Source organism: Robertmurraya sp. GLU-23, from assembly GCF_052983275.1.
Genome location: NZ_JBRKCV010000012.1, coordinates 1 through 14,754 on the forward strand (window position 1 = coordinate 1; position 14,754 = coordinate 14,754).

The following is a 14,754-nucleotide window of genomic DNA, read 5'->3' on the forward strand; positions in this document are numbered from 1 at the left end:
TAAAATTTTATAATTATGAAAGATTACAAAAAAGACTAAACGGCCTTAGTCCCTTAGAATACAGGGCTAAAGCCGCTTAGTGTCGTTTTTTTATTTCCGCTGTCTACTTGACGGGGGGCACTTCATTTCTCATGGCTATTTTATATGGCTTGATAGAAAAAGCATAATAAACGATAAAAAAATCATCAGAAGGACCCAGGACCAAGCGAGACTAGTATTACCAGACTCGAAGGCAACATATATGGCTGTTGGAAGGGTTTGGGTTTTTCCAGGAATGTTTCCAGCGAACATGAGTGTAGCTCCAAATTCACCAAGGGCACGGGCAAATGCAAGAATAGAACCAGAAACAATGGCTTTTACACTCAAAGGAAGAGCGATAAATAAAAAAACCTTCCATTCTCCAGCACCGTCAACTCTTGCCGCATCCTCTATTTCACTATCTACCGATAAAAAACCGGTCTTACAAGACTGATACATAAGAGGGAAAGCAACAACTGTTGAAGCGATTACTGCTGCCCACCAGGTAAACATAACGGGTTGCTTAAAAATTTGTTCAATGAAATACCCTACAGGACTATTAACGCCAAAAATCATAATTAATAAAAATCCAACAACGGTAGGGGGGAGAACGATAGGTAAAAGAAGTGCTGTTTCGATAATGGTTTTACCTTTAAAGGAAGATTGATACATAATCCTAGAAACGAACACGCCAGAAATAATCACAAGAAGTAGTGAAACAGAGGCAACTGTCAAGGATAGTTGCACTGGTGACCAAAATTGTAAATTCATATAATCAATCCAATACGTTAAATCCATATTTTTTAAATACTTGTTGTGCAGCGGGTGATTGTAGAAATTCAAACAAGGATATACTCTCTTTGCTGTTGGTTGTATTTGCTAAAACACCAAAATAGTACATGATTGGGGAGTGGAGAGACGGATTTATGTTTTCAGTCACTTCTACTTTCTTTGATGTTAAAGCATCAGTTTTATAAACTATTCCAGCATCCACATTTTTCGTTTCTACATATGTAAGCACTTGAGAAACATCTTTCGTATATATTAATTTATTTTCAATTTGATTCCATAATTTAGCGTTTAGCAATACTTCCTTCGCATAACTTCCGGCAGGTACCGTTTCTGGTATTCCAATAGCAATTTTTTCAATTGACTGACCTTGAAGATTAGAGAGTCTCAAATGGATACTGTTATCAGTCTTCGGCGCTATTAGAACAAGGGAATTAGCTACTAATGGAGAGTAGTAATTAGTGAGTATATGTTCCTTTTCTACTAACTCATCAACATGATCCTTTGATGCCGAAATAAATAGATCAACAGGTGCTCCTTGAATTATTTGTTGTTTTAACGCTCCAGAACCACCAAAGTTAAACAGAAGGTCAACCTGATGATTTTGTTCGTATAGTTCTTTAAGCTCAGTTAACACATCTTTCATACTTGCTGCAGCTGAGATCGTCATTTGAATATGTTCTTCACTTTCCTGGCTGCAGGAACTTAGTAAGCTAAACAAGCATGAAATGAGGATGGCAATGGTTATTTTTCTCAAAAGTTAAAAAGCCTCCTATATATTATGCATACAAGAAATTATAGCGAAAAATAGAGAGTTGTGACAGTGATAATTAAAAAAATTGCTTTATGGTTTGGATAAAAACTTTCGAAATATAAAAAAATATATGTGGAGGTGTTTTCATTATGTCAAATAGAAAAAAAGATCCTTCTACTGTTGGATTAAGTTCTCCGCAAGTTGAAGGGCAAGGCACAACAGAGAATGAAATGGCTGGGACAAAAAAAGATAGTGCAAGACGAAAAACAAAAAGACAATAAAAGAGAGCCAATTGGCTCTCTTTTATTTTTATTTATACATTTCTTCTACTTGTTTTTGGATCTCACTATTTTCAAGATATTCATCGTAAGTCATTTGCTTATCAACGATACCATTTGGAGTAATCTCAATAATTCTGTTGGCAATCGTTTGAATGAACTGATGGTCATGAGATGCAAACATAAGAGAGCCTTTAAAGTTAATTAACCCATTATTAACCGCAGTAATCGATTCTAAGTCTAAGTGGTTTGTTGGCTCATCTAATAGAAGGACATTCGCACCACTTAGCATCATTTTGGATAGCATACAGCGAACCTTTTCTCCTCCGGAAAGAACGCTCGCCTTCTTTAATACTTCTTCTCCTGAGAACAGCATTCTTCCTAAGAAGCCACGAAGGAAGCTTTCACTTTGATCAGCAGGGGAGAACTGACGTAACCAATCTACCAGGTTAAGCTCACTTCCTTCAAAGTAAGAAGTGTTGTCTTTTGGGAAATACGCCTGGGAAGTAGTGACACCCCATTTGTACGTACCACTGTCAGCTTCCATCTCGCCCGTCAAAATCTTGAATAAGGTTGTTTTAGCAAGTTCATTTGCTCCAACAAGTGCAATTTTATCTTCCTTATTCATTACGAAACTAACATTGTTTAAAACTTTTTCTCCGTCGATGGTTTTTGTTATTCCTTCAACACGTAACAGGTCGTTTCCTATTTCTCTTTCAGGAGTAAAACCAACATATGGATATTTTCTAGAGGATGGACGAATGTCATCCAAAGAAATTTTATCAAGTAATTTTTTTCTTGATGTTGCTTGCTTTGATTTAGATGCGTTAGCACTAAATCTCGCGATAAATGCTTGAAGTTCTTTGATTTTTTCTTCTTTTTTCTTATTTTGATCCTGAGCCATTCTCTGTGCTAGCTGGCTTGACTCATACCAGAAATCGTAGTTTCCAACGTAGATTTGAATTTTTGAAAAGTCTAAGTCCGCAATATGCGTACATACTTTATTAAGGAAATGTCTATCATGGGATACAACAATAACGGTATTTTCAAAGTTAATTAGAAATTCTTCTAACCATTGGATTGCTTTTATGTCTAAGTGGTTCGTGGGCTCATCAAGTAGAAGAACATCAGGCTTACCAAATAGAGCTTGCGCAAGAAGTACCTTTACTTTATCAGAACCTGAAATATCTGCCATTTTTTTTGTGTGAAGGTCTTCAGTGATTCCAAGCCCTTTTAATAAAATGGCAGCTTCTGATTCGGCTTCCCAACCATTTAACTCAGCAAATTCTCCTTCAAGCTCAGCAGCTTTCATTCCGTCTTCATCTGTAAAGTCCGCCTTCATATAAATAGCGTCTTTTTCTTGCATGACTTCATATAGACGCTTATGTCCCATGATTACTACTTTCATTACTTCTTCTTCTTCGAATTCATAGTGGTTTTGCTTTAAAACCGCCAATCTTTCTCCAGGTCCAAGGGAAACTTGACCGGTTTGTGACTCTATTTCACCAGAAAGGATTTTTAAAAATGTTGATTTTCCTGCCCCATTTGCCCCAATTAATCCGTAGCAATTACCAGGTGTGAATTTAATATTTACATCTTCAAATAGTTTACGGTCACCATATCGTAGGCTTACGTCTGTTACTGTAATCATTTCTTTTCCTCCAAACAAAATAAACAATAATTTTCATTATAACACTTTTTACTGGTTGTTCGCATGAATTTCTATATCCTCAGCATTGCCAAAAAAATCAAGCTTAAATAAAAGTTTTATTTTCATAGAAAAAAATGATGAAATTTCATATTTTTTTCATATTTATCATGTACAATAAAGCTAATCAGATCGGAAAAGGAGTCTTTAATATGGCTAAAAAACAATTAATAGACTTAGTTAATCGGTTAAAGGGGTCAGGAATTAAGGTTAGCTTTTCAAAACCTCGCCCAAAATCAATTCTCCTACTGCAGCAACAAGCAAAATTATCTTCTTCAACAAATTAATAAAACGAGCGGCTATTGACGCCGCTCGTTTTATTGTATTTCCTTCATAATTTTATTAAAGACATCTTCTCGATTAAAATCATCACCCATAGGGAATTTCTTAATGAATTTATTGTTTTCATCTACAAGAAAAACGAAAGTAGAGTGTACATAGAATCCATCACCTGGATCTCTATATTGAAACTGAAAGGTATTTGCTAACCGTTCAATATCCTTTTGGTCTTCCTTAATATTACTGGGATCACCAGTTAAGAATAACCAGTTTCCATCGTCTTTAATTTCAAAATGGGACATGTGACTTTTCATCACTTCCGGTGTATCACGATAGGAATCAATACTAACGGTTAGAAATTGAATCTTATCTCCGAATACGCCTTCCTCTTCAAGATCCTTTTTTAATTGATTCATTTTCAATGTTGTGGTGGGACAAATATCAGGACAATGCGTATACATGAATTCAACCAGTTTTATCTTTTTTTCGGTTTTACTAAAATCAAAGCTTTCATTGTTCATTGTCGTCAAAACGATATCATCAGGAATTGTTGCATTGGCATCACGAATTAAAAAAAAGGATATTCCAGCAGTAATACCAACGATGACTATAATTGAACAAATCATATATATTTTCTTCATGAACATACCCCCTCTATTTAAGATAATGAATCTTCAGGGAAAATCCTATGGACATATTGTGAACTTATTTAATTGACCCCATATAGGACATTCATCTATACCGTTGACATCCCGTCTGAATACACTAAAAGTGAAAAGGCTATAGAGGAGGGTTAACTATCATGAGTGGAAATTATGGAGGCGGCTTCGCTTTAATCGTTGTCCTGTTTATCTTGCTAATCGTTGTTGGAGCAGGATTCTTCGGTGGAGGCTACGGCTACTAATATGTTTATAAAAAAGCGAGAGGGAAAACCCTCTCGCTTTCTTGTGTTTATTAATTCATACCGATCCAAACACTCTTAACTTCAGTATAGTTGTTAAGTGCATAAGAGCCCATTTCACGACCAAGACCGGATTGCTTATATCCACCGAACGGGGAAGCGGCATCAAATGCGTTGTAGCAGTTCACCCAAACCGTTCCAGCTCGTAAATTGTTGGCTACGTAGTGTGCTTGAGCTACATCACGTGTCCATAGCCCAGCAGCTAAGCCGTATTCACTTTGATTCGCACGGGCTATAAGCTCATCTAAGTCTTCATATGGAAGGGCAGAAATAACAGGGCCAAATATTTCTTCTTTAGCGATCGTCATTTGGTCATTAACATTGGCGAAGATCGTTGGTGAAACAAAGTATCCTTGTTCAAATGGATTATTTCCACCAACTAATAGCTCGGCTCCTTCGTCAATTCCTTTTTCAATATACCCAAGAACGCGTTTTTGTTGTGTACTTGAAACAAGAGGTCCGATATCTGTGTCAGAGTGTAGACCTGCTCCTTGCTTAATGTTCTTCGCATGACTAACCATATCAGCAACAACATTATCAAATTGCTTTTTCTGAATAAAGACACGAGAACCTGCACAGCACACTTGACCTTGGTTAAACATGACCCCATTTAGTGCTCCAGGAATTGCCTTTGAAAGGTCAGCATCAGGGAGCAAGATGTTTGGCGATTTTCCGCCAAGTTCTAGGGTTACTCTCTTTAACGTTTTGGCTGCTCTCTCCATAATCATTTTCCCAATTTCAGTTGAACCGGTGAAAGCAATTTTATCAACCTGTGGATGGTCAACAAGCGGTTGACCTGCGGTTTCACCGAATCCAGGAATGATATTGACAACACCAGGAGGGAAACCTGCCTCTTGAATTAACTCAGCTAAGTACAAGGCAGAAAGAGGTGTTTGCTCAGCTGGTTTTAGTACAACTGTACATCCTGTTGCTAGTGCAGCACCTAGCTTCCACATGGCCATTAGAAGAGGGAAGTTCCAAGGAATAATTTGTCCAACCACACCGACCGCTTCGTGTCGAGTATAGTTAAAGTACGGCCCGTTAACCGGAATAGTTTGCCCGACGATTTTCGTTGCCCAGCCAGCATAATATCGCATATGTTCAACAGCTAAAGGAATATCAGCATTTGTTGTTTCTTTTATTGGTTTACCGTTGTCCAATGTTTCAAGTTGAGCTAGTTCAGCTGCATTTTCTTCCATTAGGTCAGCAAGCTTATACATTAATCTACTTCTTTGAGCGCTACCCATTTTAGACCAAGGACCTTCATCGAAAGCTTTTCTAGCTGCCTTCACAGCAAGGTCTACATCTACTTCATTGGCTTCAAAAACAGTTGCAAGCACTTCGCCAGTAGCAGGATTATAGGTTTCGAATGTTTTTTGAGTTTGACTCTCGACGAATTCTCCATTAATAAAGAGCTTCTTTTTACCTGATAGGAACTTCTCTACTTTTTCATGCAATTGAACAGTTAATTGACTCATTGTTTCCCTCCCGCTATTAAATGGTTAAGTAGTTTCCAAACTATGACAACGCTTACATGGTTAATACTATCATTTTATAAAACTACTTTTCAATCATAAATATAGTGAATATTCCGATAGTATTTGACAGGATTTTTCGACAAAAATAAAATAATCGCCCTAATATAGGCGATTATGATTAATCAATATTACAATATTCTATCGGACAGTTCTCACAATCTATTTCTTTTTTTAAATAATTTAGGTCATGAACAGTAATTATTTTTTTGCTAATAGAAATGGTATGGTTCTTCCTCAATTCAGTCAGCATTCTACTAACGCTTTCTCTTGCTGTACCACAGAAATTTGCTAGATCTTGATTGGTTAATGGAACCGATATTTCAATTCCATTTTCTCTTAAAACCCCATAACTGTTACATAATCTGATAATGGTAGAATAGAGTGCGCCTTTTTTTCCATTTAACACTAAATCACGAAACTTAGTAATGGTTTTTCTTATATGATCATTCATCCATCTTAGGAATTCAAATGCCAACTCGCTATTTTTAAAAAATGCTTGTTCAAGAGCAGCAATATTTATGGCTGCTGCTTCACCATTTTCTATGACTTTGGCATTAAATATATACCTTGGATCTACAGTAAATAAGGTTAATTCTCCTACAATATCATTATGCTTACAAAGTCTTAAACTCAGTTCGTTTCCTTCGGCGTTCATTTTTGATATTTGAACCTTACCTGATAAGATAATATACATTTCTCTGGCTTCTTGTCCTTCTTTAAATAGAAAGCTTCCTTTTTTTATAGGTACAATTCGTTCAGCCGATTTTAATAATTCGCCAAGTTCGTAGGACAATTCTTCCTTATATTTTTGCTTCACCATTCGTATCCTCCTTTAAGCGCTGGCCATATAGTTTATTTAAAAGAATGTTATGTATCTGGTCAATATAGTTTACTTCACAAAAAGTTAACGTTTTGTGACAGAAATCACGGTTAATTTAAAAATTTCTTTATAAGTGTGATATTTGTAACAGGAGAGAAAGGGAGGTTTTTAATATTCCTATATTGAAAACCCTAGTTTTCAATATTTTAATGATGAAATAAGAATTATGTAACCGCTTCATAAAGAGTCACGAAGCGTTCATTAGTTTTTCTATTAACAAAAGCAAAAATGAGGGGTAAAATGACAGTGAATATTGTGACGTTTTTCACATTTTGAAAAGAGAAAGGATCCTGAACATGTATAATGAGCTTACACCCATTGAGGAAGCGGCATTAAACGCTAGGAAAAAAAGAGATACGTGGATGTCTTCTAAACTACATTACTTTATTAAGGCGATGCTTGCTGGGGTCTATATTGGTTTTGGAATCATGGTATCTTATAAAACGGGGGAATTTTTCTTTGATGCCGGGTCTCCGTCTGCCATGATGCTGGTAGCTATTTTCTTTGGGACTGCACTCGTAATGATTATTTACGGTGGGGCGGAGTTGTTTACAAGTAACACAATGACAATGACCATCGGAACGTTAAAAAAGGAAACTACCTGGTATGAGACGTTCCAAGTCTGGGTGGCTTGTTACTTTGGTAATTTAGCTGGTACATTGTTTTTTTCTGTTCTGATCATGCTATCAGGTTTATTTTTATCACCAGACAAATCGGAACTTTTGATGGACGTTGCAAGTTATAAGATGCACGGACATACATTAGAAATCTTTTTTCGTGCGATTCTTTGTAATTGGCTTGTATGTTTAGCCATTTGGTTACCAATGCATGTAAAAGGTGACGTAGCAAAACTCCTTTTAACCCTCTTACTTGTATTTGGTTTTGTTATCTCTGGCTATGAACACAGCATTGCAAATATGGCGCTATTTGGTATTGCACTAATGGTTCCACATCCAGAAACGATTACCATTTGGTCAGCAATCCATAACATCATACCTGTAACCCTTGGAAATTTAATTGGAGGAAGTATTTTTGTCGGAGCTTTCTATGTGTATTTAAATAAAAAGCCTGTTGTTAAAGAAAAGAAAGTAATAGAAAATGAGGTTTCTTTTTCCGTTTCAGAGAAAAGAGTAGCGAAAATGTAAGAATTTAATGGTATGCAATCACTCCTTGATACAGCTCAAGGAGTTTTTTTGATGATGAAAAAAATGATTTAGTGAAAACGCCCATACAGGACAACTTTTGCACACATATACTGCCGATAGATGTCATGGGAGGTGGAAGTAATGAGCGCAGAAGCTGGATTCGGCTACGGCGGTGGATTTGCTTTGATCGTCGTTTTATTCATCCTATTGATTATTGTGGGAGCAGCATACGTAGGATGGGGATATTAATTAGTAATTGATAATTAAAGGGGTTGAATGCTATGGGCTATAACTACGGATATGGTTATGGTGGATGTGGCACTGGATACGGAGGATTCGTGTTAATCGTCGTATTATTTATCTTATTAATCATTGTAGGAGCTTCTTGGTTATAAGAAGATAGAAACAACCTGCTTGAAGGGGCAGGTTGTTTGTTTTTGGATACACAGGAAAAAATACTTTTAAAATATAATAATTTGTACATACTAAATAAAAAGAACGAAAGAATCTCTAGAATGGGGGCAATTGCTATGTTCTTTAACAGAAAAGCTCAAGAAGAAAAACCAGAAGATATTTTAATGGATATTGAAGTGTATACATGTGCTGATAACGATTGTATTGGTTGGATGAGAAAAGAGTTTGCAAGCTCCGATTTAAAATGTCCATTGTGCGGACATGACACAACAATGGAAGTTAGAGAGCTCCCCAAAATCAATTAGGGATTAGAAGCAAGGCGTAGCCTTGCTTCTTTAGTGTGTATCCGAATTAAAGTAATGGTCATTAAATGCTTGTTCAGCAGCAGTTTCAGAAGCAAAAAGGGCATCATCATCTTCAATTACATGAAAGGTCTCATTTAAAAATAAGGCTACTGCATCAGGATTATGAGGATGTTGTACGATTTCAGCAGCTCTTATATTAGATACAGTCGGAGTATGTGGGTTATTATAGATCACAAACACCTCATCTCCTACTTTGACCTCTTTTGGATTGATCATCTCCATCTCATGATTACCTCCTTTTAGTTGATGAGCATATATATATCGTTCTCATCAATTTCAAGTGTTATTCTTTCTGAAGGAATGGAAACGTTCACATAACTATCACAGTTTTGGGGAGTATTCCTTTTTTCAGGTGATATAATAAGAGTGTAAAGAAAATAATTCAAAAAAGAAAGGAGTTAACATTTTAGGAGACTCAACCATATAGTGTTCGTTCCGTAAGTAAGTGTATTGAGAACGAGTAAACTATATAGTTCACACATAATTTGTGAAGCGGTAAAAGAAAGGTAAAATGTGAAATCCCTACTTTTTAATCACTACTTATTCAGTAAAAAGCTACTTAGTAAGTAGCAAAGACCTGAAGCTGAAATTCTCATTTTAAGTATTGCAGCGATATAGTGTTAAGAAAAAATAGTTGCGAGAAAAAAAGGGAAAAGAAGCCAAAGCCTTGGGTTAAAAAGTTGACCAAAAACGGAAAATTTGGTAATGGAAATTACAACTTCCTTTATAGAATGATAATAAAGCTTCCCTTTATGTGTATGAGAGTTAAAAATTAAAACTTAATAAGGCTGTTTGTTATTCGGAAGGAATACCTTCTCACTTCTCTCTAAGAGTGTGAGATCATCCAACGTAATCCTAAAACGGAACAAACACACATCAGCAAAGGTTTTAAAAAAGCTTAACCTTGTTATTTGAAGTAGGAAAATAACTAAACCGGAAGCAAAGCTGGTGAAAAATGGTTGGGTCCCCTAAGATGTTGACTTTCTCTCTAGTTATAACTAGAGAGTTTTTATTTGCACTGAAAAGCACAGACTACGTAAAAGTAATCTGTGCTCTTTTTATTATTGATAGCTTGCTTCTAGCTCATCAATTAATGTCCCCACGTAGCTTACGGCTTTCTCAATAGGGGCTGGTGATGACATGTCAATTCCAGCATGTTTTAGGAGCTCTAATGGACGCAGAGTCCCTCCAGCTTTTAACACCTCTAGCCAACGCTCAACAGCCGGTTGACCTTCTTCCTTTATTAACTGAGCCATAGCAGTTGAAGCAGTTAAGCCAGCGGAATATGTATATGGATATAGTCCCATATAGTAATGAGGCTGTCTCATCCATGTGAGACTTGCACCTTCATCGATCTCAACTGTATCACCCCAGAAGTCCGTCAGCACATTTGCTTTTTGTTCGCAAAGTGTTTTAGCTGTTAATGGTACACCTTCCTCAGCTAAAAGATAAACTCTTCTTTGGAATTCTCCCTCTAGAAGATGTGTAACAAAGTTATGATAATACGTTCCTAACAATTGTAATACCACCCAGCGCTTCATTTGTACATCATTCGTTTGAGAGAGTAAGTAGTCACCCAAAAGCATTTCATTCATTGTTGAGGGGGCTTCAATAAAATACATGGATGGGCGAGTATTCATAATTCGTTGATTTTTGTTTGCTAAATAAAAATGTCCTGCGTGTCCAAGCTCATGGGCAAGTACAAAAGCACCTCTCATGGTGTCTGTCCATGTTATAAGAATATACGGGTGGGAGCCGTAAGGGCTAGAACAGAATGCACCGGTTGATTTTCCAACATTATCAGCTAAGTCAACCCATCTTTCCGTTAATCCTTTTTTCATGATGCTACTATACTCAGGTCCCATTACTTTTAATGCCTCTAAAATCACTTGGCTTGCTTCCTCATAGGTCGTAGATGGATTAAAAGAGGGATCTAAAGGTGCCTTTAAATCACAGAATCTCATCGTTTCAAGCCCAAGAACACGCTTTTTTAACTGAGCAAACCTTCTCATATGCGGAGCAAGCTCCCTTTGAATAACATTCAATTGATTCTCATAGGTAACTTTATCAACTTTTTGTGGATGTAAAAGCATATCTGTTACAGAGTCATAACCCCGTAATTTAGACAAAGCGACTTGTTTTTTTACTTCGGTTGCATACACAGTAGCGTACGTATTTTTGTACTTGCTTAATGTAGTTACAAATGATTCATAGGAATTTCTTCTCACTATTGGATCTGGTGAAAATTCGTATCGGTCTTCGAATAAAGCAAAGCTATTTGGTAACTCATTTCCTTCGGCGTCTAAAAACGAAGAAAAAGTCATGTCGGCAGATTTACTTGTTTGATAAATTTGGTAAGGTGCTCCGTAAACTTCTCCAAGAGCAGCAAGTACTTGTTCAGTTTCGGGGGATAAACGATACTTTTTTGTCTCAAGTAAATCATTTAGCATACTCTGAAAAGGAAGGAGATTCGGTTGTTCTTGTACGAATTGTGAAAGGGTCACTTCGTCAAGTTTTAATAATTCTGAATCAATAAAGGATAATGATGAATTTATATTGGATAGTAGCGATGAAAGCTTTCCAACATTCGCCTGATTGATTGGATTTGTTCCATCTTCAGATTGCTTTAAAGAAGCAAAAGTAGAAATTTTTATTAATTTATGGGTAAACTTTTCACGTTGTTCTAAACATTCGAGTAACGTAACGGAGTTTTCGGTTACTTTTCCTTTAAAAGCATCAAACAGACTAAGATCGTTTTCCACCAATTTGAGATGGTCTTGCCATGCGTCTTCAGAGGCAAACAAATCACTCAAGTCCCATGTTAAATGCTCGGGTACCTCCCCACGTAAATACCTTTTTTGAGATGTTTTCTCCATTTTCCTTTCCCCCTAACTATGTATTTCGTATTCCTAAGTATATACATTTTTAGTATACATGATTCGGAAGGATTTTTCTAAATATTTTAACAAATTAATACAAAAAAAACGGTGAGATCATTTGATCTCACCGTGCTCAGTTACTGTTACTCTTCCATTTTCTTTGAAAGGCATCTGTCACATTCCAGGATGTACGATTCAGCCTGTTCATGTACTTGTTGACCACACTCGGGACAAACCTTTTTGGGTAATGTACGGAAAAACTCAACTGGACTAATTAACATTTTTACTCCTCCTTATATAATACAGAATTTTATATTACCTATTGTTATAGTACAGTATACACGAGGATGTTTAAAATGTGTAGACCCTTTTCGTAAAAAATTCAAAATATTTTTATAAATAAGCGAAGTGTACTAAAATATCATTTTCGGTGAGAAAACAAAAGAAAATAATTGTGACAAAAAACAAAACTTTTTCTTTTATAAACGGTATCTATCCATTAAAATCAAGTAGATATAAACTGTTTTAAAAAAGGAGGCATCTCTTTTATGCAAGAAATTATTGGATCGTACAATCCTATTTTAATTTTTTCTGCATTTATTTTAACGATAATGGCTTCCTATACTTCAATGAACCTTGTTGCAATGCTGCATTCCTCTGAACGAAATAGGAGGTTTTTATTAATAGCCGGTACCTTATCAATGGGTGTTGGTATTTGGTTAATGAATTTTATTGGAATGCTTACTATAGATGGAGCAGCTTCCTTTCATTATCGTATTCCATTACTTTTGTTATCACTGATAATTGGTATTAGCTTTGTAGGGCTTGCGTTTTATACTGTTACAACACAGCACTTCCATAAAACGAGCCTGATATTAGGAAGTATTTTTATGACTTGTGCAGTTTTGTTCGTTCATATGGTTGGGATGCTAGGACTGGAAATCGTTTTTTCTTATAATCCTCTTATCCTTGTCGTTGCTCTTATTTTAATGTGTGCTTCTTTTTGGTTTGTATTTTGGATGCTGTTTTTTGCTAAAAACTTTTCAGTAAGTCATCGTATATGGATGAAGCCTTTAGCAGCTTTAGTATTAACGATAGCTATTGTGGAAGGGCATTTTTTACTTGTAAAATCAGCTGAAATTATTAGGTTTAAGAATACTGATCAATTAGAGAATATGTACGATGAAAGGTTATTCATTTATTTTGTACTCTTCTTATCGATAGTCATCTTAATAGGGTTAATTTCATCTTCAGCGTTTATCAGCAGAAAGTTGGTTATTACTGACACAAATCTTAAAGATATCACAGCTGCATTAGACGAGTCTTCCATTGTTGCTATTACAGATCCAAAAGGGAAAATTACCTTTGTTAATGACAAATTTGTTGAAATCTCTAAGTATCAAAGAGAAGAGCTTCTCGGTATGGATCATCGGATATTAAATTCAGGTTACCATCCACGTAGTTATTTCCAACAACTCTGGAAAGAGATTAGCTCAGGGAGAGTTTGGAAAGGTGAAATTCAAAATAGAGCGAAGGATGGAAGTTTCTATTGGGTGGATACGACCATTGTTCCGTTTCTAGGGAAAAATGGCAAACCGTATCAATATGTCGCGATTCGACATGATATCACCAATAGAAAATTAGCAGAAGAGAAATTAAAAGATTCGTTAAAAGAAGTCAACGACATAAATTTTGCTTTAGATCAATCTTCCATTGTTGCTTTTACGGATGAAAAGGGAAAAATTACAAAAGTGAATGATAAATTTTGTGAGATTTCTAAATACACACGTGAAGAGCTTATTGGGGAAGATCACAGAATTTTAAATTCTGGGTTACATTCCAAAGCTTTCTTTAAGGAGTTGTGGAGCACAATAGGGAACGGACATGTTTGGAAAGGTGAAATAAGAAACAAAGCAAAGGACGGAACATATTATTGGGTAGATACAACCATCATTCCGTTTATGAATGAAAAAGGGAAACCGTATCAATATCTTGCTATAAGAAATGATATTACTGAAAGAAAGAAAACAGAAGAAACACTTCATCGTCAGGATAAGCTCGCTGCTGTCGGTCAGTTAGCTGCTGGGGTTGCCCATGAAATAAGAAACCCGCTTACTTCTATGAAGGGATATGGAGAGTTTTTACTAGAGGATGAAACCGATCCACAAAGAAGAGAGTTTATTGAGATCATTCTTGATGAGATTGGCCGAGTAAATACGATTGTTGAGGATTTTATGGTTCTTGCCAAGCCTAAGGCTGTAGAACTTGAAGAAAAAAATATCATCACGATTATAAAAAATGTATTTTCACTATTAGAATTCGAAGCACGAAAAAAGAATGTAAAAATGAGTTTTGAAGCAAACGAGGAAATCATTCAAATTGAGTGTGATGAGGATAGACTAAAACAGGTGTTTCTAAACTTTGTAAAGAACGGTATTGAGGCTATGCCAAATGGTGGGGAACTAACCGTTAAAGTAAGTGTCGAGGGTAGCCAAGTACAAATCTCAATTCAAGATACGGGAGTTGGGATACCAGAGGATAAGCTGAAAAGGATTGGTGAACCGTTCTATACAACCAAAAAGGAAGGCAACGGTCTTGGGTTAATGGTTAGCTTTAAAATCATTGAGAGCCACCAAGGGAAAGTATATATAGAAAGTGAAATAAACAAAGGCACCACCTTTAATATCATATTACCTGCAAAAACTGCTTAAGCTTTAACCCCAGTCATTTTAAACTGGGGTTTTTT

Annotated in this window: 18 protein-coding genes; 9 read left to right on the top strand and 9 right to left on the bottom strand. The window is 36.1% G+C overall.

The features are described 5' to 3' along the window. A partial coding sequence (locus ACVBAX_RS17200; protein WP_447117691.1) for an IS3 family transposase occupies positions 1 to 80 on the top strand: 80 nt, incomplete at its 5' end. A gap of 55 nt (positions 81 to 135) precedes the next feature. Here ACVBAX_RS17200 and modB read toward each other — a convergent pair. Next, a complete protein-coding gene (gene modB, locus ACVBAX_RS17205; protein ID WP_447118121.1) occupies positions 136 to 789 on the bottom strand; it encodes a molybdate ABC transporter permease subunit in 654 nt (217 codons plus the stop codon). Between the two features lie 4 nt (positions 790 to 793). Next, on the bottom strand, positions 794 to 1,564 hold the full coding sequence (modA, locus tag ACVBAX_RS17210; protein WP_447118122.1) for a molybdate ABC transporter substrate-binding protein: 771 nt from the start codon (positions 1,562 to 1,564) through the stop codon (positions 794 to 796). Between the two features lie 146 nt (positions 1,565 to 1,710). Here modA and ACVBAX_RS17215 point away from each other — a divergent pair, with 146 nt between their 5' ends. Further along, positions 1,711 to 1,842, top strand: coding sequence for a YuzL family protein (locus tag ACVBAX_RS17215; RefSeq protein WP_447118123.1), 132 nt, complete (start codon positions 1,711 to 1,713; stop codon positions 1,840 to 1,842). A 28-nt stretch (positions 1,843 to 1,870) separates the two neighbouring features. Here ACVBAX_RS17215 and ACVBAX_RS17220 read toward each other — a convergent pair whose 3' ends face one another. Continuing rightward, on the bottom strand, positions 1,871 to 3,490 hold the full coding sequence (locus ACVBAX_RS17220) for an ABC-F family ATP-binding cassette domain-containing protein (protein ID WP_430773398.1): 1,620 nt from the start codon (positions 3,488 to 3,490) through the stop codon (positions 1,871 to 1,873). 209 nt (positions 3,491 to 3,699) lie between these two features. On the opposite strand from ACVBAX_RS17220, the gene ACVBAX_RS17225 reads away from it, so the two are divergent. Continuing rightward, positions 3,700 to 3,834: a hypothetical protein gene (locus ACVBAX_RS17225; protein ID WP_340904102.1), complete on the top strand. Its 135-nt coding sequence runs from the start codon at positions 3,700 to 3,702 to the stop codon at positions 3,832 to 3,834. 30 nt (positions 3,835 to 3,864) lie between these two features. On the opposite strand, the gene ACVBAX_RS17230 is transcribed toward ACVBAX_RS17225, so the two are convergent. Beyond that, positions 3,865 to 4,467, bottom strand: coding sequence for an SCO family protein (locus ACVBAX_RS17230; protein WP_447118124.1), 603 nt, complete (start codon positions 4,465 to 4,467; stop codon positions 3,865 to 3,867). A gap of 161 nt (positions 4,468 to 4,628) precedes the next feature. Here ACVBAX_RS17230 and ACVBAX_RS17235 point away from each other — a divergent pair, with 161 nt between their 5' ends. After that, on the top strand, positions 4,629 to 4,730 hold the full coding sequence (locus ACVBAX_RS17235; RefSeq protein ID WP_119708667.1) for a YjcZ family sporulation protein: 102 nt from the start codon (positions 4,629 to 4,631) through the stop codon (positions 4,728 to 4,730). 50 nt (positions 4,731 to 4,780) lie between these two features. Here ACVBAX_RS17235 and ACVBAX_RS17240 read toward each other — a convergent pair whose 3' ends face one another. Both ACVBAX_RS17240 and ACVBAX_RS17245 read right to left on the bottom strand, forming a co-directional pair. Further along, positions 4,781 to 6,265, bottom strand: a complete 1,485-nt coding sequence (locus tag ACVBAX_RS17240; RefSeq protein ID WP_447118125.1) for an aldehyde dehydrogenase family protein — start codon at positions 6,263 to 6,265, stop codon at positions 4,781 to 4,783. Between the two features lie 178 nt (positions 6,266 to 6,443). Next, positions 6,444 to 7,145, bottom strand: coding sequence for a Crp/Fnr family transcriptional regulator (locus ACVBAX_RS17245; RefSeq protein WP_447118126.1), 702 nt, complete (start codon positions 7,143 to 7,145; stop codon positions 6,444 to 6,446). 356 nt (positions 7,146 to 7,501) lie between these two features. Here ACVBAX_RS17245 and ACVBAX_RS17250 point away from each other — a divergent pair, with 356 nt between their 5' ends. The 4 genes from ACVBAX_RS17250 to ACVBAX_RS17265 all read left to right on the top strand — a co-directional run bounded on the left by ACVBAX_RS17250 (position 7,502) and on the right by ACVBAX_RS17265 (position 9,069). Further along, positions 7,502 to 8,350 (top strand): formate/nitrite transporter family protein, encoded by an 849-nt coding sequence (locus tag ACVBAX_RS17250; RefSeq protein WP_447118128.1) that lies wholly within the window; start codon positions 7,502 to 7,504, stop codon positions 8,348 to 8,350. A gap of 141 nt (positions 8,351 to 8,491) precedes the next feature. Further along, on the top strand, positions 8,492 to 8,599 hold the full coding sequence (locus ACVBAX_RS17255) for a YjcZ family sporulation protein (RefSeq protein ID WP_084361915.1): 108 nt from the start codon (positions 8,492 to 8,494) through the stop codon (positions 8,597 to 8,599). A 32-nt stretch (positions 8,600 to 8,631) separates the two neighbouring features. Next, positions 8,632 to 8,745, top strand: coding sequence for a YjcZ family sporulation protein (locus ACVBAX_RS17260; RefSeq protein ID WP_430773404.1), 114 nt, complete (start codon positions 8,632 to 8,634; stop codon positions 8,743 to 8,745). 36 nt (positions 8,746 to 8,781) lie between these two features. After that, complete coding sequence (locus ACVBAX_RS17265; RefSeq protein WP_430773405.1) at positions 8,782 to 9,069, top strand: cold-inducible protein YdjO-related protein; 288 nt, start codon at positions 8,782 to 8,784, stop codon at positions 9,067 to 9,069. A 30-nt stretch (positions 9,070 to 9,099) separates the two neighbouring features. On the opposite strand, the gene ACVBAX_RS17270 is transcribed toward ACVBAX_RS17265, so the two are convergent. The 3 genes from ACVBAX_RS17270 to yhfH form a co-directional block, all read right to left on the bottom strand. After that, positions 9,100 to 9,351 carry a transcriptional regulator SplA domain-containing protein gene (locus tag ACVBAX_RS17270; RefSeq protein ID WP_430773406.1) on the bottom strand — a complete coding sequence of 84 codons (252 nt, stop codon included), beginning with the start codon at positions 9,349 to 9,351 and terminating at the stop codon, positions 9,100 to 9,102. An 839-nt stretch (positions 9,352 to 10,190) separates the two neighbouring features. After that, positions 10,191 to 12,005 (bottom strand): oligoendopeptidase F, encoded by a 1,815-nt coding sequence (pepF, locus tag ACVBAX_RS17275; protein ID WP_447118129.1) that lies wholly within the window; start codon positions 12,003 to 12,005, stop codon positions 10,191 to 10,193. Between the two features lie 146 nt (positions 12,006 to 12,151). Then, a complete protein-coding gene (yhfH, locus tag ACVBAX_RS17280) occupies positions 12,152 to 12,289 on the bottom strand; it encodes a protein YhfH (protein ID WP_430773408.1) in 138 nt (45 codons plus the stop codon). Between the two features lie 267 nt (positions 12,290 to 12,556). Here yhfH and ACVBAX_RS17285 point away from each other — a divergent pair, with 267 nt between their 5' ends. Beyond that, the gene (locus tag ACVBAX_RS17285) at positions 12,557 to 14,719 is read left to right on the top strand and encodes a PAS domain-containing protein (RefSeq protein WP_447118130.1); all 2,163 of its coding nucleotides are present in this window, start codon (positions 12,557 to 12,559) and stop codon (positions 14,717 to 14,719) included. The last annotated feature ends 35 nt before the right edge of the window (positions 14,720 to 14,754 follow it).